This window comes from Mycobacterium sp. AT1, from assembly GCF_002043095.1.
In the GTDB taxonomy this organism is placed as follows: Bacteria; Actinomycetota; Actinomycetes; order Mycobacteriales; family Mycobacteriaceae; genus Mycobacterium.
Map to the genome: position 1 here is coordinate 20,197 of NZ_MVOC01000001.1, position 16,164 is coordinate 36,360.

Annotated in this window: 14 protein-coding genes; 6 read left to right on the forward strand and 8 right to left on the reverse strand. The window is 67.4% G+C overall.

The features are described from left to right. Positions 1 to 15 precede the first annotated feature (15 nt). A complete protein-coding gene (gene arcA, locus B1790_RS00135; protein ID WP_056558809.1) occupies positions 16 to 1,221 on the forward strand; it encodes an arginine deiminase in 1,206 nt (401 codons plus the stop codon). A 41-nt stretch (positions 1,222 to 1,262) separates the two neighbouring features. Here the strand turns inward: arcA and B1790_RS00140 are convergent, their stop codons facing one another. Further along, positions 1,263 to 2,123, reverse strand: coding sequence for a hypothetical protein (locus B1790_RS00140; protein WP_079921109.1), 861 nt, complete (start codon positions 2,121 to 2,123; stop codon positions 1,263 to 1,265). Between the two features lie 99 nt (positions 2,124 to 2,222). Next, a complete protein-coding gene (locus B1790_RS00145; RefSeq protein WP_198951865.1) occupies positions 2,223 to 3,743 on the reverse strand; it encodes a dolichyl-phosphate-mannose--protein mannosyltransferase in 1,521 nt (506 codons plus the stop codon). Positions 3,744 to 3,782: 39 nt separating this feature from the next. Between B1790_RS00145 and rsmI the strand changes: the two genes are divergently transcribed. Further along, positions 3,783 to 4,619, forward strand: coding sequence for a 16S rRNA (cytidine(1402)-2'-O)-methyltransferase (gene rsmI / locus B1790_RS00150; protein WP_079921111.1), 837 nt, complete (start codon positions 3,783 to 3,785; stop codon positions 4,617 to 4,619). Here the strand turns inward: rsmI and B1790_RS00155 are convergent. The 4 genes from B1790_RS00155 to metG are packed head-to-tail and all read right to left on the reverse strand — an operon-like array spanning position 4,575 to position 9,550. Continuing rightward, positions 4,575 to 5,837, reverse strand: a complete 1,263-nt coding sequence (locus B1790_RS00155) for an aminodeoxychorismate synthase component I (protein WP_079921112.1) — start codon at positions 5,835 to 5,837, stop codon at positions 4,575 to 4,577. The genes rsmI and B1790_RS00155 overlap by 45 nt on opposite strands. 56 nt (positions 5,838 to 5,893) lie before the next feature. Further along, a complete protein-coding gene (locus B1790_RS00160) occupies positions 5,894 to 6,784 on the reverse strand; it encodes an RNA polymerase sigma-70 factor (protein ID WP_079921113.1) in 891 nt (296 codons plus the stop codon). Next, entirely contained in the window at positions 6,781 to 7,953 is a 1,173-nt protein-coding gene (locus tag B1790_RS00165; RefSeq protein WP_079921114.1) for an NAD(P)/FAD-dependent oxidoreductase, read from the reverse strand. The genes B1790_RS00160 and B1790_RS00165 overlap by 4 nt, the downstream gene beginning before the upstream one ends. A gap of 49 nt (positions 7,954 to 8,002) precedes the next feature. Beyond that, positions 8,003 to 9,550 carry a methionine--tRNA ligase gene (gene metG, locus B1790_RS00170; protein ID WP_079921115.1) on the reverse strand — a complete coding sequence of 516 codons (1,548 nt, stop codon included), beginning with the start codon at positions 9,548 to 9,550 and terminating at the stop codon, positions 8,003 to 8,005. 14 nt (positions 9,551 to 9,564) lie between these two features. Here metG and B1790_RS00175 point away from each other — a divergent pair, with 14 nt between their 5' ends. From B1790_RS00175 to rsmA, 3 genes are all read left to right on the forward strand, one after another. Continuing rightward, positions 9,565 to 10,407, forward strand: coding sequence for a TatD family hydrolase (locus B1790_RS00175; RefSeq protein WP_079921116.1), 843 nt, complete (start codon positions 9,565 to 9,567; stop codon positions 10,405 to 10,407). 103 nt (positions 10,408 to 10,510) lie between these two features. Continuing rightward, positions 10,511 to 11,638, forward strand: coding sequence for a resuscitation-promoting factor (locus tag B1790_RS00180; protein WP_079921117.1), 1,128 nt, complete (start codon positions 10,511 to 10,513; stop codon positions 11,636 to 11,638). Continuing rightward, positions 11,635 to 12,534: a 16S rRNA (adenine(1518)-N(6)/adenine(1519)-N(6))-dimethyltransferase RsmA gene (gene rsmA / locus B1790_RS00185; protein ID WP_079921118.1), complete on the forward strand. Its 900-nt coding sequence runs from the start codon at positions 11,635 to 11,637 to the stop codon at positions 12,532 to 12,534. Before B1790_RS00180 ends, rsmA begins: the two co-directional genes overlap by 4 nt. Before the next feature lie 39 nt (positions 12,535 to 12,573). Here the strand turns inward: rsmA and B1790_RS00190 are convergent, their stop codons facing one another. Together B1790_RS00190 and B1790_RS00195 are read right to left on the reverse strand one after the other, a co-directional pair. Further along, a complete protein-coding gene (locus B1790_RS00190) occupies positions 12,574 to 14,106 on the reverse strand; it encodes an amino acid permease (RefSeq protein ID WP_079921119.1) in 1,533 nt (510 codons plus the stop codon). Positions 14,107 to 14,193: 87 nt separating this feature from the next. Further along, the gene (locus B1790_RS00195; protein WP_079921120.1) at positions 14,194 to 14,991 is read right to left on the reverse strand and encodes a serine/threonine-protein kinase; all 798 of its coding nucleotides are present in this window, start codon (positions 14,989 to 14,991) and stop codon (positions 14,194 to 14,196) included. 77 nt (positions 14,992 to 15,068) lie between these two features. Between B1790_RS00195 and B1790_RS00200 the strand changes: the two genes are divergently transcribed. Further along, positions 15,069 to 16,043, forward strand: a complete 975-nt coding sequence (locus B1790_RS00200; protein ID WP_079921121.1) for a 4-(cytidine 5'-diphospho)-2-C-methyl-D-erythritol kinase — start codon at positions 15,069 to 15,071, stop codon at positions 16,041 to 16,043. The last annotated feature ends 121 nt before the right edge of the window (positions 16,044 to 16,164 follow it).

Here is a 16,164-nt window from a genome sequence, read left to right on the forward strand (position 1 = left end):
GTTACGGTGCTACGCATGACAGCCACGACGCTGGGTGCGAATTCAGAGGTAGGGCCGCTTAAGGTCGTCATCCTGCATCGGCCGGGACCCGAACTTCAGCGGCTCACCCCGCGCAACAACGATCGGTTGCTCTTCGACGGGATGCCGTGGGTGGCGCGGGCGCAGGAGGAGCACGACACGTTTGCCGCGCTGCTTCGATCGCGTGGTGTCGAGGTGCTGCTGCTCGCGGATCTGCTGACCGAGGCGCTGGCCAGTGGCGCGGCGCGGATGCAGGGCATCTCCGCTGCCGTGGACAGTCGGCGGTTGGGACTGCCGCTGGCGCAAGAACTTTCGGCTTATCTGCGGACGCTCGACGTCGAACCGCTGGCGCGAATCCTGATGGCGGGCATGACATTCAACGAGCTGCCCTTCCTCGGTGGAGAGCTGTCGCTGGTGCAGCGCATGCACCACGACGCCGACTTCGTCATCGATCCGCTGCCGAACTTGCTGTTCACCCGCGACTCGTCGTTCTGGATCGGACCGCGGGTCGCCATCACGTCGCTGGCGCTGCCCGCGCGCATTCGGGAGACGTCGCTGACCGACCTGATCTACGCACACCACCCGCGATTCCTGGGCGTGCGGCGGGCGTACGAGTCGCGGTCCGCCCCCGTCGAGGGCGGTGACGTCCTGCTGCTTGCGCCGGGCGTGGTCGCCGTCGGCGTGGGGGAGCGGACGACGCCAGCCGGTGCGGAAGCGTTGGCGCGCAGCCTGTTCGACGACGGTTTGGCCCATACCGTGCTGGCGGTGCCGATCGCGCAGGAGCGTGCGCAGATGCACCTCGACACGGTGTGCACGATGGTCGACGTCGACGCGGTGGTGATGTACCCAAACATCGTCGATTCGTTGTCGGCGTTCACCATTCGGCAGAAATCGGACGGGGTGTCGATTGCCAGCGCGGCGCCGTTCGTCGAGGCGGCGGCCGATGCGATGGGGATCGGCAAGTTGCGGGTGATCGACACCGGTTTGGACCCGGTGACGGCCGAGCGCGAGCAATGGGACGATGGCAACAACACCCTGGCGCTGGCGCCGGGCGTGGTGGTGGCCTACGAGCGCAACACGGAAACCAATGCCCGCCTAGCCGATTCGGGCATCGAGGTGCTGCCCATCTCGGCCTCAGAGCTCGGTACCGGCCGCGGTGGTCCGCGCTGCATGTCCTGCCCCGTCGCCCGCGACCCGCTGTAGTTTGTGTTGAGACTGCGCCCAGGGTCGTGATCCGCCCGAAATCACGACCGTGGGCGCAGTCTCAACGGCCGCCCGCGTTGCGCGAAGGCATCCGCCGTCCGCCGGAGGACGTACGCGCGGGAGTGCTCGGCGACGACGTGTAGGTCGAACCAACCTTGACGCGCCACCATCTCGTTGCGCCCGATGTCGTGGACGTAGCGTCGGCGGTCGGTCAGATGCTGGTAGCCGTCGTAGTCGGCGGCCACCAGAACGTCGTCCCATCCCATGTCGAGGACCGCTTTGGTGAACCCGTCGCTCACCGTTATCTGCGTTCTCGGCCGCGGAAAGCCTGCATCTACGTAAAGAAGTCGCAGCCAGGTCTCCTTCGGCGATTGGCCTCCGGAATCCACGAGACCAAGTGCCACGGGTGCTCGCCGTCTGCCACGTGCGCGCGGATGTCGCTCGAGAAGGGCGAGCGCGTGCTCGGCAGGAACATTGGTCGCGACTGCCAATGCATCAAGGTGACGGACTGCCAGATCAGGTGGGAGATGCCTTGCCAGGTCTGCGGCGGTGCGTGCTGGTGTGGTGACGAGGAGCCCGCCGACCGTGGTCACTTCGTCTGGATCGATCCGCTCGTTGCGCGCGATGATTCCGGTGGGCGAGCGGTCCCGTTTGGCGATCACCTCGATCGGCGTGTCGGCGGAAACCCATTGAGCTCCGTGGATTGCCGCGGCGGCGCGGCCGGCGACGACGCCCTCGCGACCAGACCACAGCCAGGCGCCGACGGTGCGCGTCCGCAGCGACGCTTCCGCCGACTTTGGCGAGTACACGCCGGGAAAGAGGGGCGCGTAGTTCCAGCGCAGCTGACCCCGCGTGAGTCGCCCGGTGGCCAACCGCTCGCCGCCGACGAAGACCTCTTCCATGCCGCGATGGTGACGGCGTACTACGACATGTCGGCGCCCATCCGTCGAGACTGCACCAGGGGCTGTGGATAACTCGAAATCACGACCCTAGAGGCAGTTTCAGCGCCAGCTGGGCAGCCAGATCTGCATGTGCCACGTCGACTGCGAGATCGGCAGACCCGTCAGGATCGGGTACATCCACGCGAAGTTCGTGATCACGGCCGCCACGTAGAAGCACACGACGAGCAGGCCAAGCGTTCTCCGCTCGGCGTTCTGCCGTGGTGCGTACAGCACGTCGCCGAGGATCAGCGCGATCATCATCACCAGGAAGGGCGCCATCGGCGCGGCGTAGAAGAAGTACATCTGCCGGTCGATGTCGGCGAACCACGGCAGGAAACCCGCGCAATAGCCGGTCAGCGCCACCGCATAACGCCAGTCACGCTTGACGAACGACTTCCACGCCGCCCACACCAGAATCGGCACCGCGATGAACCACATCGCCGGCGTGCCGACGAGCATCACGGCCTTGACGCACGACTGCGCGCCGCACCCCGCCACGCCGTCCTGGTCGATCGCGTACAACACCGGCCGCAGCGACATCGGCCACGTCCACGGCTTCGACTCCCACGGGTGATGGTTGCCCGCCGCATTCGTCAACCCGGAGTGGAACGTGAACGCGCCGTAGGTGAAGTGCCACAGCGACCGGATCGCATCCGGCATCAGCCCGCCCTCGGCGAACGACTGGCCCTCCTCGTGGCGGTCGATGCCGGTCTCCGAGGCGAACCACGGCGCATACGAGGCGAGGTAGACCCCGAGCGGGATCAGACCGAAGACGTAGACGGCTGGGGCAAAGTCCCGCCGCAGCGTTCCCAGCCACGGGCGCGGGACACGGTATTGCCGCCGCGCGCTCACGTCGAACGCCAACGTCATCACCCCGAAGAACAGGATGAAGTACAGGCCCGACCACTTGGTCGCGGTCGCCAGGCCCAGCAACACGCCCGCCCCGAAGCGCCACCACCGAACGCCAAGGCGGGGGCCCCACGGGGTCTCCGCGATGCGGCCTTCGAAGAGGGCGTTGTGCATCCGGGCCCGCATCTGGTCACGGTCGACGATCAGCGCGCCGAAGGCCGCCACCGCGAACACCACCAAGAAGATGTCCAGTAGGGCCGTGCGGGCCGTCACGAAGCTGACGCCGTCGGCGATGATCAGCAGGCCCGCGATGCCGCCGATCAGCGTCGACCGCGTGATCCTTCGGACGATGCGGGCCACCAGCACCACCAGGACGACGCCGCACACCGCGCCGGAGAATCGCCAGCCCAGGCCGGTATAGCCGAACAGCGCCTCGCCGAGGGACAGCAGTTCCTTGCCGACGGGAGGGTGCACGATCAGCCCGTAACCGGGGTTGTCCTCGACACCGTGGTTGCCCAACATCTGCCACGCCTGCGGCGCGTAGTGCTTCTCGTCGAAGATCGGGGTGCCGCCGTCGGTGGGCGAACCCAGGTTGAGGAACCTGGTCAGCGCGGCCAGCGCCATGATCACCGACGTCATCGCCCAGCCCTGCATCCGGTCCATCGGGCCGAAGTCGCCGACGGGTGCCAGAGGGCCCGGGCTGATGACCGGCACCGGCTGCTCTGTCTCCATGGGCGGGGCAGTCACGTGAGCGATCGTATTCTGTTCGGTGTGACACCCGGTCGACTGCTACTGGCCGCCACGCCGTTGGGCCAGGCTGGCGACGCTTCCGCACGCCTCGTCGAGGCATTGGGCAGCGCCGACGTCGTGGCAGCCGAGGACACCCGACGCATCCGGACGCTGGCAGCGAGTCTCGACGTCGTGCCAACGGGCAAGGTCGTCAGCTTCTTCGACCAGAACGAGGCGGCTCGCGTCCCGTGGCTCGTCGAGGAGATCACCGCGGGGGCGACGGTGCTGGTGGTCAGCGACGCAGGCATGCCGCTCATCAGCGATCCGGGGTATCGGTTGGTCGCAGCCTGCGCGGCGGCCGGGCTCGTGGTCAGCTGCCTGCCCGGTCCGTCGGCGGTGACGACCGCGCTGGCGGTGTCGGGCCTACCGTCGGATCGGTTCTGCTTCGAGGGCTTCGCGCCGCGCAAGCAGTCCGCGCGGTTGACGTGGCTGGGAACCCTCGTCGGCGAACGCCGCACGTGCGTGTTCTTCGAGTCCCCCCGCCGACTCGCCGAATGCCTCGACGACGCCGTCGACCGGTTGGGCCCCGACCGGCTTGCGGTCGTCTGCCGGGAGCTGACCAAGACCCACGAGGAGGTCAAGCGCGGCACCCTCGCCGAGCTCGCCGCCTGGGCCGCCGACGGCGTGCTCGGCGAGATCACCGTCGTGGTGGCCGGTGCCGAGCCACGCGCGGATCTGGACACCCTGGTGGCGGCGGTCAACGAGTTGGTCGAGGCGGGGGCCGGGGTCAAGGACGCGTGCGCCGAGGTGATCGCCGAGACTCCAGGCGCGCCGTCACGGCGTCAGCTCTATGACGCGGTGCTGCGCGCTCGCCAGTGACCCGACGATCGGGGCCGCCTTGTGCAGGCACTCCTGCCACTCTCCGTCGGGATTCGAGTCGGCCGTGATGCCGCCGCCGACGCCGAGCACCGCGCCGCCCGCGTCGTCGAACTCAACGGTGCGGATCGCGACGTTGAGTTCGGTTCCCGCCACCGGTGAGGCCAAACCGACCGTCCCGCAATAGATTCCGCGACGATCGGGCTCCCAAATGTCGAGCAGCTGACGCGCGCGACCCTTCGGAGTGCCAGTCACCGACGCGGGCGGGAACGTCGCGGCCAAGATGGCGGACATCGGTACGGCGTCCTCGACGCGGGCCGCCACCGTCGACACCAGATGCCACACCCCAGGGGCGCGACGCACCACCAACAACTCGGGAACCGACACCGAGCCGGTGACCGCGACGCGGCCGAGATCGTTGCGGACGAGGTCGACGATCATGATGTTCTCAGCCACGTCCTTGACCGAATCCCGCAGGGCAGAGGGTGATTCGGAAAGCGGCAGGGTGCCCTTGATGGGGCTCGACGTCACCGTCCCGTCGGCGCGGCTGAGGAACAGCTCGGGGGACAGGGATGCGACGGCCCCCCATTCGCCGGAGACGAACGCCGCGCGCGCCGGCGCCGTGCGCGCAACGGCCTCGGCGAAGAAGTCGACCGGCTCGCCCGTGACCCTGCCGACGATCTGCGTGCACACACACGCCTGGTACACCTCGCCGGCGGTGATGGCGTCCAGGCAGGCCAGGACGCCCGCTTGGTGCTCGTCGCGGTCGGCGACGCCCCACTCGACGTGACATTCGGACGGCACGGGGTCGACGGTCAACGCGTCGACCACCCAGCCGGGAGCTGCTGCCCCGGAAAGGCTTTCGTACCACCAGTTGCCATCGGCATCCAGGCGCAGGACGTCGTCGGTCCAGCCGCCCGCAGCCTCTGGGATGCGTGGGCGGGCGCCGTTGCGGCCGGCATCGGGATAGGACAGGTAACCGATCCAGCCGCCGCCGACGGCGTCACCACGCGACGTGTGGCCTGCCAGCTGCGCGACGTCGAAGACGCCGGTCGCGGGGACGGGTTCGATCGCGACGCTCGGAGCGACGACCGCCCCGGCGCCGAACCAGTCACCGGTCAGAGCGGCGGGAGGCGGAAGGCCGAGGCGCGTCGTCGCTGCGGCCAGACATCGCAGCGCCTCCGGGGCGCTGCGTGACAGGACGATCCGCTCGATCCGCACCGCAACAGCCTGTCATGGACGTACGCCCAGGTACATGATCGCTCCGCAAGCGTCGCTCAGCGCGCGATCTCCCTACGCACCTTCACCCCACCCAGCTTCTCCGGGTTCCGCATCGCGTAGAAGTGCGTGATCAGACCGTCGGTGATCTCGACCGAGATCACGCCCTCCAAGCCGTCGTCGAGGTACAGCACCAGCGCGGGCGCGCCGTTGTAGAAGGCGGGCTCGACCCGGCCGCCGTCGCCGGCGAAGCGGAGCAGGCCGAGGATGAGGCGGGCGACCTTGTCCGCCCCGGCAACCGGCCTGCGGGCGGCACTGGCCTTCCCGTCGCTGTCGGCGGTCCAGACGACGTCCGGCGCCAGCATCGAGATGAGCGAGTCGACGTCACCCGTCGAGGCGGCCGCGAAGAACTGCGCGGTGATCTCCAGGGACTGCTTGGGGTTGGCGGGTTCGAACCGCTTGCGCCGGGACTGCACGTGCTCGCGGGCACGATGCGCCATCTGCCGCACCGCCGAGGTGGACTTGCCCAGCGTCTCGGCGATGTCTTCGTGGCCGAACCCGAACACCTCGCGGAGCACGAACACTGCCCGCTCAATGGGGCTCAGCGTCTCCAGCACCACCATCATCGCCATGGACACCGACTCGGCGAGCACCACGTCGGACGACGCGTCGCCTGCGTCGACCAGCAGCGGCTCGGGGAGCCAGGGGCCGACGTACTCCTCGCGTCGTCGCGACTGGGCGCGCAGCGCGTTGAGGGCCTGCCGGGTGACGAGCTGCGCGAGATAGGCCTTGGTGTCGCGGACGCCGGCCAGGTCGACCTCGGCCCACCGCAGATAGCTCTCCTGCAGCACGTCGTCGGATTCCGTTGCGGTACCCAGTATTTCGTAGGCGATGGTGAACAGCAGCGGCCGCAGGCTGGTGAACCTGTCGGCGTGCTCGCTGGCACTCACCGGACCGCCGCCGCCACCCGCTCGGCGCGCTTGCCGCCCTTGAGCCAGACGTACGAGCCGGGCTTGCGGGCTTCGACGCCGAGCTGCCAGACCGTGCCCTTGCAGACGGCCTCCTTGATCGTGGCCGCCGCCCGTCCGCCGATGAAGAGCGGCGTAGGGCGGTCATCCAGGTGCGCGAGTTGGATGACGCCTGCCTTGCGGCCAAGGCTGACGCACTGACCGGTGAAGGCCTGGTTCACCGCGGCGGGCTCGTCACCCGCGATGCGGCTGAGCACGGTGTTGGCGGCCTGCGCGCCGAGCGGGATCGCAGCCTGACAGCTCATCCGCAACGGAGCGTTGGATGGCGCGACTGCGTCACCGGCGCCGACGATGAAGGGGTCGTCGACGCTGGTCAGCGTCTCGTCGGTGAGCAGCCGACCGATCTCGTCGGTGGCAAGGCCGCTGCGCCTGGCGAGGTCTGGCACCCCGAAGCCTGCCGTCCAGATGGTGACGACGCTTGACAGCTCGCGGCCGTCGGCCAGCAGGACCGAATCCTTGCCGACCTCGGTCACCTTGGCGCCCGCGCCGTCGACGACGGTCACTCCGAGCTTGCGCATCCGCTTGGTCACGGCGCGGCGGGTGGATTCGCTGAAGTACGGGCCGAGGACGCCACCGCAGACCAGCGTCACCGACTGGCCCTGCTCGCCGAGCTCGGCGGCGACCTCGAGGCCCGTCGGACCCGCTCCGACGACCACCACCGGAGCGCCGGGATGCACCGTCGTCATCGCCGCGCGCAGCGGTTCCGCGTGCTCCAATTCCGAGATGGGGTAAGCGAATTGGGCCGCGCCGGGAACGGTCAGTGCCGCGCCCGTGCTGCCGAGGGCGTAGACGAGGTAGTCGTAGCCGATGGTGTCACCCGAGGCCAGCGTCACCGTCCGGGAGTCCGGGTCGACGAGTTCGACGGTGTCGACCAGCAGGCGGACGTCGGCGGACAGCACGTCGGCGAAGTCGACGACGGCGTCGTCGGAACCCGTCACCAGTTGGTGCAACCGGATTCGCTCGACGAACTGGGGTCTCGCGTTGATCAGGGTGACGGTGACGTCACGGTTGACTCGCAGGTGGTTGGCGGCGATGACGCCGGCGTACCCGCCACCGACGACGACGACATTCGTGGGCTCGTGTGTGTTCATGCCATCAAGACACCTCCGATCATCGAAGTGTGACATGACGTGACGCAGGTCACTCCACCTGATAGCGGGGGAAGACGCCCTCCGGCTTGGGAAGCGCCGTCCCCGGCACCAGTCGGGTGCCGACGGCAGTGAAGTCGCGCTGGTCGGCGGGCTGCCCGAGCAGGTCGAGCAGCTTGGCGGCCGACTCCGGCATCACCGGCTGGATGAGCAGCGCGGCGATGCGCACCACCTCGAGCGTCGTGTAGAGCACGGTGCCGAAGCGATCCTGGTCGGCCGCGGCCTCGGACTTGCGCAGCACCCAGGGCTCCTGGCCTGAGAAGTACCGGTTGGCCGCGCCGAGCATCAGCCAGATCGACTCCAACGCCAGATGCATGGCGGGCACGTCGAACTGGGCGCGGACCTGCTCGAGCAAGCCGTCGGCGAGGGCCAACAGCTCGCGATCCTCTGCGGTGAACTCACCCGGCCGGGGCACCTGTGCGTCGAGGTTCTTGTTCACCATCGACAGCGAGCGCTGGGCCAGGTTGCCCAGTTCGTTGGCGAGGTCGGCGTTGATCCGACCGATGATCGAGTCCTCGCTGTAGCTGCCGTCCTGCCCGAAGGGCACTTGACGCAGCAGGAAGTAGCGCACCTGGTCCAGCCCGAAGGCGTCGACCAACGCGAAGGGGTCGACGACGTTGCCGACCGACTTGCTCATCTTCTCACCGCTGTTGAGCAGGTGGCCGTGCGCGAAAACCCTTCGCGGAAGCTCGATTCCGGCCGACATCAGAAAGGCGGGCCAATACACGGCATGGAACCGGATGATGTCCTTGCCGATCATGTGCAGATCGGCCGGCCAGTACTTGCGAAAGGACTCCGATTCGGCGTCGGGATAACCCGCGCCCGTGAGGTAGTTGGTCAACGCGTCGACCCACACGTACATGACGTGGTCGGGGTGGCCGGGCACGGGCACGCCCCAGTCGAACGTGGTGCGGGAGATCGACAGGTCGCGAAGGCCCCCGGAGACGAAGCTGACGACCTCGTTGCGTCGCACGTCCGGACCAATGAACTCGGGATGCGCCTCGTAGTGGGCGAGCAGCCTCTCGGTGTAGGCCGAGAGTCGGAAGAAGTAGGTCTGCTCCTCGGTCCACGTGACGGCGGTGCCGGTTTCGGTCGAAATCTTGGAGCCGTCGGGGCCGTCCACCAGCTCGTCGTCGGTGAAGAAGCGCTCGTCGCGCACCGAGTACCAACCGGAGTAGGAGTCGAGGTAGATGTCGCCTGCGGCGTTCATCGCGTTCCAGATGGCGATGGATGCCTCGACGTGGTCGGCGTCGGTGGTCCGGATGAACCGGTCGAACGAGATGCCCAGCTTCTCCTGCATGGCCTGAAAGGCGTCGGAGTTCCTGCGGGCGAGCTCGGCGGTCGCGACGCCCTCGGTCGCCGCGGTCTGTGCCATCTTGAGGCCGTGCTCGTCGGTTCCGGTGAGGAATCTGACGTCGTAGCCGTCGAGACGCTTGAACCGGGCGATGGCGTCGGTCGAGATGTACTCGTAGGCGTGGCCGATGTGCGGCACGCCGTTCGGGTAAGCGATGGCGGTGGTGACGTAGTACGGCTCTCTCATTTGGACTCACCTTATTGTGTGGTGTGAGTTCTAGACGCGAGAGGCCGCCGGCACCCGAGCCCGTCGGCTCCCTGATCGACGCCCACACCCACCTCGACGCGTGCGGGGCCTCCGACGCCGACGACGTGCACGCGATCCTCGACCGGGCCGAGGCCGTCGGTGTGACGGCCGTCGTCACCATCGCCGACGATCTCGATTCGGCGCGGTGGGCCGTCGAGGCGGCGGACTGGGATTCCCGCGTGTACGCCGCGGTGGCCCTGCATCCGACGCGCGCCAACGCGCTGACCGATGCCGCTCGGGCCGAACTCGAGGTCCTCGCCGGCCATCCCCGCGTCGTCGCGATCGGCGAGACCGGCATGGATCTCTACTGGCCCGGCAAGCTCGACGGCTGTGCCGAGCCCGCCGAGCAACGGGAGGCGTTCGCCTGGCACGTCGACCTCGCCAAGCGCACCGGCAAGCCGCTGATGATCCACAATCGCGACGCCGACTCCGCCGTCCTCGACGTGTTAGCCGCGGAGGGTGCCCCGGAGACCGTGATCTTTCACTGTTTCTCCTCGGGACCCGACATGGCACGCACCTGCGTCGACGCGGGATGGCTGCTCAGCCTGTCGGGGACCGTGAGTTTCCGCAACGCCCACGAGCTGCGCGAGGCGGCCACGCTGATCCCGCAGGGGCAGCTTCTCGTCGAGACCGACGCGCCGTTCCTGACGCCGCATCCGTTCCGCGGAGCACCGAATGAGTCGTACTGCCTGCCCTACACCGTGCGGGCGTTGGCCGAGGTCGTGGGGCGTTCGGCCGTCGACGTCGCCCGCGAGACGATGGAGAACGCTCGTCGGACCTACGGAATCCGCAGCTGACCGCGAGTTGCCGCCACCAGGGGACTTCGTTACCGTCCTGTGATAGAAGTGGTCGGCTCCGGACTCTCGTAGGCCGCCGACCCGATAGTCGGGAAAGTTACCGTTGAACTGCTTGCACAGGCTCCATGAAGCGCGCTCGCCGCACCTGCGGCTCCTCGTTGCGACCTTGCTCGTCGCTCTGACGTTTGCCGGGGGATACGCCGTGTCCACCCACAAGACGGTCACGCTGACCGTCGACGGCAAGTCCACGACCGTCTCGACGATGAAGTCTCACGTCATCGACGTGGTGCAGGAGAACGGGTTCGTCGTCGGAGAACGCGACGATCTGTTCCCCGCGGCAAACGAGCCCGTCGAGCAGTCCGAGACGATCGTGTTGCGGAGGAGTCGTCCGCTGCAGATCTCACTGGACGGTCGCAACAGTCGAGAGGTCTGGACGACGGCGTCGACCGTCCAAGGGGCACTCGCGCAGCTGTCGATGACCGACACCGCGCCCGCGGCGGCGTCACGCGGCAGTCGCGTCCCACTGGAGGGCATGTCGCTGCCGGTGGTGGGAGCGCGGACCGCGCAAATCGACGACGGTGGAGTGGTCAGGACGGTCCGTGTGGCCGCGGCGAACGTGGCCGGCTTCCTGGAGGCCGCGGGAGCCCCCCTGCAGCAGAGCGACACCGTCGTTCCGGCGGCGAACTCACCGGTGAGCGACGGCATGCAGATTCACGTCACCAGGATCCGCGTCACCCGGTCGACCGAGCGGGTGCCGCTGGTGCCCGTCAACGACGTGGTCCAGGACGTGACCATGAACATGAGCAGGCAGGTGGTCGACGACCCGGGGACACCCGGCATTCAGGACGTGACTTTTGCCGTGGCGACGGTCAACGGGGTGGAGACGGGGAGGCTGCCAGTAGCCAATGTCGTCATCGTTCCGGCCGTAAACGGCAGGATTCGCGTCGGCGCCAAGCCCGGCACCGAGGTGCCCGAAGTGTCTCAAGGTGAGACGTGGGATGCGCTTTCACGATGTGAAGCCGGTGGTAATTGGGCTATAAACACCGGTAACGGTTTCTACGGTGGTGTCCAATTCGACCAAAACACATGGGAGCGCAACGGTGGTTTGCGGTATGCTCAGCGGGCCGATCTGGCTTCGAGAGAAGAGCAGATCGCGATTGCTGAGGTAACCCGGGCGCGCCAAGGTTGGGGGGCGTGGCCCACGTGTAGTGGAAGGTTGGGTGTGCGCTGACGATTCGGCTACTCGGGCGGACCGAGATAAGGCACTTGGCAAAGGAACTTGAGTTCCGGCCGCGGAAGGCGTTTGGACAGAACTTCGTCCACGACGCCAACACCGTTCGTCGCATCGTGTCGGCGTCGGGGGTGAACCGTAACGACGTGGTCCTGGAAGTGGGACCAGGTCTCGGTTCGTTGACCCTTGGGCTCCTCGATCGAGGCGCAAAGGTGACCGCGGTCGAGATCGACCCCGTTCTCGCGCGTCAGCTCCCCAAGACGATCGCCGACCACTCGCACAGCGAGATCAACCGGCTGGTGGTCCTCAACAGCGACATCCTCGACCTGATGCCGTCGGATTTGGACGACCAGCCCACCGCGCTCGTCGCGAACCTTCCGTACAACATCGCGGTTCCCGCACTGCTGCACCTGCTCGCCCAGTTCCCGACGATCCGGACCGTCATGGTCATGGTTCAGGCCGAGGTCGCCGAGCGACTCGCCGCGGAGCCCGGCGGCAAGGACTACGGCGTGCCGAGCGCGAAGGTGCGGTTCTACGGAAACGTGCGCCGCCACGGCATGGTGTCGCCGACGGTGTTCTGGCCGATCCCGCGCGTCTACTCCGGACTGGTCCGCATCGACCGCTACGAAACCTCGCCGTGGCCCGTCGAAGACGAATTCCGCAAGAAGGTCTTCGAGCTCATCGACATCGCGTTCGCGCAGCGCCGCAAGACCTCGCGCAACGCGTTCGCCGAGTGGGCCGGTTCCGGTAACGAGTCCGCAGAGCGTCTGCTGTCGGCCAGTATCGACCCGGCTCGCCGCGGTGAGACGCTCGGCATCGCCGATTTCGTTCGACTGCTTCAGCGGTCGGGCCAGGTCGACACCGCCCCGCGTCAGCCGAACGTCCGCGTGTACTGAGGCTCAGAGCCTCAGCACACGCGGACGGTCTCCCGGACGTCAGCCCTTGCCTTCGTCCTTCTTCGCCTTGGCCGCTTCGCGTGCCCTGGCGTCCTTGGCCAAGAACTCGTCCTGCAGTGGTGTTTCGGCGTAGATCGGGTAGTTGCCCGTGATTCCGACGCGTTCCTGGGCGACCGCCATCACCCGACCTCGCACGGCGTACCAGCCGCCGATGAGGGCGGGCACGATGATCACCAATGCGATTGCGTTCCAGTAGTTCTCGATGCACATCAGCAGCGTGACCGCGGCCAGGAACAGCAGCGTGGCATAGCTGGTGTACGGCGTACCGAACAGCCGGAAGCTCGGACGCTCCAGGATGCCCTTCTGCGACCAGCGGTACAGCTGGATCTGGCAGATCACGATGGTGGCCCAGGAGGCGATGATGCCAAGCGCCGACAGGTCGAGGGCGATGTTGAAGGCCTCCGCGGGCACCACCAGGTTGAGGAAGACGCCGATGACGGTGAAGCACGCCGTGAGCGCGATGCCCGCCCACGGGACGCCCTTCTTGGACATCTTCGCGGTGAACTTCGGTGCGCTGCCGTTCATCGACATCGACCGCAGGATGCGGCCCGTCGAGTAGAGCCCGGCGTTGAGACTCGACAACGCCGCCGTCAGGACGACGAAGTTCATGATGTCGCCGGCGGCAGGCACGCCGATGCTGGAGAAGAACGTCACGAACGGGCTGGTGCCCTGCTTGTACGCGGTGTACGGCAGCAGCAGTGCCAGCAGGATCAGCGAGCCGACGTAGAAGATGGCGATTCGGAAGATGACGGAGTTGATGGCGCGCGGCATGATCTTGGCCGGGTTCTCGGTCTCACCCGCCGCCGTGCCGACCAATTCGACTGCGGCGTAGGCGAAGATCACGCCCGAGGTGATGACCACCAACGCCAAGAGGCCGTTGGGCAGAATGCCGCCGTTGTCGGTGATCACCGACGGGCCGGTGGCAGCGCCCTCGACCTTGAAGCGGCCCGCCAGGAAGACGATGCCGACGACGAGGAAGGTGACGAGCGCGATGACCTTGATCAGCGCCGCCCAGAACTCCATTTCGCCGAACCACTTGACCGAGATCATGTTGATGGTCAGCACGATCACCAGCGCGATCAGGGCGATCAACCACTGCGGTATCGCACCGAAGGTGCCCCAGTAGTGCATGTACAGCGCGATGGCGGTGACGTCGACGATCGACGTGCACGCCCAGTTGAAGAAGTACATCCAGCCGGCGACGTATGCGGCCTTCTCGCCGAGGAATTCGCGGGCGTAGGACACGAACGAGCCGGATGACGGGCGATGGAGTACCAGTTCGCCGAGGGCTCGCAGAATGAAGAAGACGAACACGCCACAAATGGCGTAGACGATGAACAGGCCTGGTCCAGCGCTGGCGAGCCGGCCGCCGGCCCCCATGAACAAGCCAGTGCCGATCGCGCCACCGATGGCGATCATCTGTACCTGTCGGGGTTTGAGCCCCTTTTCGTAGCCTTCTTCTTCATGTGCGAGCGACGAATTGTCGTATGCGCTCTGAGGTTCGGTGGTCATTGGTCGAAGCTAGCCGCCGACGTCCTGGGGCGCGTGGGGGAGGGGTAAAGATTGAGTTACGGAAAGGGTGGCCTGGGTTGGGCCAGCTCACCCAATCGCCCGCGTGATCAGCGAAATGAACTCCGAGCAGGACTGATACCGAAGGTCGGGCGATTTGGCCATTGCCTTGGCGAGGATCGAGTCGAAGGCCCGCGGCACCCAGTCGAGGTGTCTGGAGTACTTCGGCACCGGACTGTTCAGGTGTGCGTTGACCAGGGCCATCGACGTATGACCGTTGAACGGCGGTGACCCCGTGAGGAGTTCGACGGCCGTGCAGGCCAAGGAATATTCGTCGGAGGCGGCCGACGGTGAATGTCCGTGCAGCACCTCGGGAGCCGCGTACGGCAACGACGCCTCGACGTGCGTCAACCGTTGTTTGGCGTCCTCGGCGAGCGAGCGGGCGATGCCGAAGTCGGTGAGGATCGCCCCGCCGGCGGAAAATGGTTCGGAGACAAGGACGTTCGGCGGCTTGACGTCACAGTGCACGACGCCGATGGCGTGGACGTGGTCGAGGGCGCTCGCGATCTGGGCCAACGCAATGAGCCGAAGGTCCCGGCCCGGCAGGTTGGTCGCCGTGCCACCACGGATCAGTTGCATGGCCAGCCAACCGGGTCCTGACTCGTACATGGTGACGACGTGGGGGTGAGCGGTCCGCCTCGCGAACTCGAATTCGCGTTGCAGCCGCGTCAGGTTGAACGCGTCGCGATGGTGCTCGTCGAGCACCTTGAGCGCGACGGGTCCGCCCAGGCCGGCGGCGTGGTGCGCCTGGTACACCGTGGCGGTCCCACCGTGACCGATCACGCCGTCGATCACGTAATCCCCGAAGGCGTCCATTGGTCTCAGCATTCTCGCAGAATGCGGCGCGGCGGGGGGATCTCGTCACTTCCTTTTCCGTCGCGCCCGGGCTTCGTTACTGTCGGTGCGTGCCCCAGTCCGACGCAGCCGCCGAATGGGTGTCGACGGGGTCGGTGACGGTACGCGTACCCGGCAAGGTCAACCTGTACCTCGGCGTCGGCGATCTGCGCGACGACGGCTATCACGAACTGACGACGGTGTTCCACGCCGTGTCGCTCTTCGACGAGATCACCGTGCGCAACGCCGACGTGCTGTCCCTCGAGCTGACTGGGGAGGGCCTCGACGAGGACGGGGCGTCGCTGCCCCTGGACCAGCGCAACCTGGCGTGGCGCGCCGCCGAGCTGATGGCCGCCCACGTCGGACGCGAGCCGGACGTGGCCATCGCCATGGAGAAGTCGATCCCCGTCGCGGGTGGGATGGCTGGTGGCAGTGCCGACGCCGCGGCGGTCCTGGTGGCCATGAACGCGCTCTGGGAGTTGGGCGTGCCGCGGCGAGACCTGCACGCGTTGGGCGCCGAACTTGGCAGCGACGTGCCCTTCGCCCTGCACGGCGGCACCGCGTTGGGCACCGGCCGCGGAGAGCAGTTGGCAACGGTCTTGTCCCGCAACACCTTTCACTGGGTGTTGGCGTTCTCCGACGGTGGCCTGTCCACCCCGAAGGTGTTCGCGGAGATCGACCGGCTGCGGGCCGACGACACCAAGACCCAACCCGCCAGGCTCGAGGATCCGGAACCACTGCTGGCTGCGCTGGCGTCGGGCGACCCGTACGAGCTGGCGCCCCTGCTCGGCAACGACCTGCAGCCGGCGGCGCTGAACCTCGACTCCAGGCTGCGCAGGACGCTGCGCGCGGGCGTCGACGCGGGGGCGTTGGCGGGAATCGTCTCCGGTTCGGGGCCGACGTGCGCCTTCCTGTGTCCGACGGCGGCGGCCGCGGTCGACGTCGGCGTCCAGCTGGCCGGTGCCGGAGTGTGTCGCACGGTGCGGGCGGCGAGTGGTCCGGTGCACGGGGCCAGGGTGGTTCCGGCGCCCCCAAAAACGGTGTGACCCACGCCTCAATCGAGCCAGAAGTTTGTTAGTTACTTAAGAGTCTCTTAAGATGATCGGCGGTGACAACGAGCGGTTTCACGTGCGGCGCGACGACGTCCCCCACCGTAGTCTTCGGTGG

Coding starts and splice junctions, on each gene's coding strand:
- arcA (WP_056558809.1), top strand. CDS start 16: ATGACAGCCACGACGCTGGGTGCGAATTCAGAGGTAGGGCCGCTTAAG.
- B1790_RS00140 (WP_079921109.1), bottom strand. CDS start 2,123: ATGGAAGAGGTCTTCGTCGGCGGCGAGCGGTTGGCCACCGGGCGACTC.
- B1790_RS00145 (WP_198951865.1), bottom strand. CDS start 3,743: ATGGAGACAGAGCAGCCGGTGCCGGTCATCAGCCCGGGCCCTCTGGCA.
- B1790_RS00165 (WP_079921114.1), bottom strand. CDS start 7,953: ATGAACACACACGAGCCCACGAATGTCGTCGTCGTCGGTGGCGGGTAC.
- metG (WP_079921115.1), bottom strand. CDS start 9,550: ATGAGAGAGCCGTACTACGTCACCACCGCCATCGCTTACCCGAACGGC.
- B1790_RS00190 (WP_079921119.1), bottom strand. CDS start 14,106: ATGACCACCGAACCTCAGAGCGCATACGACAATTCGTCGCTCGCACAT.
- B1790_RS00195 (WP_079921120.1), bottom strand. CDS start 14,991: ATGCTGAGACCAATGGACGCCTTCGGGGATTACGTGATCGACGGCGTG.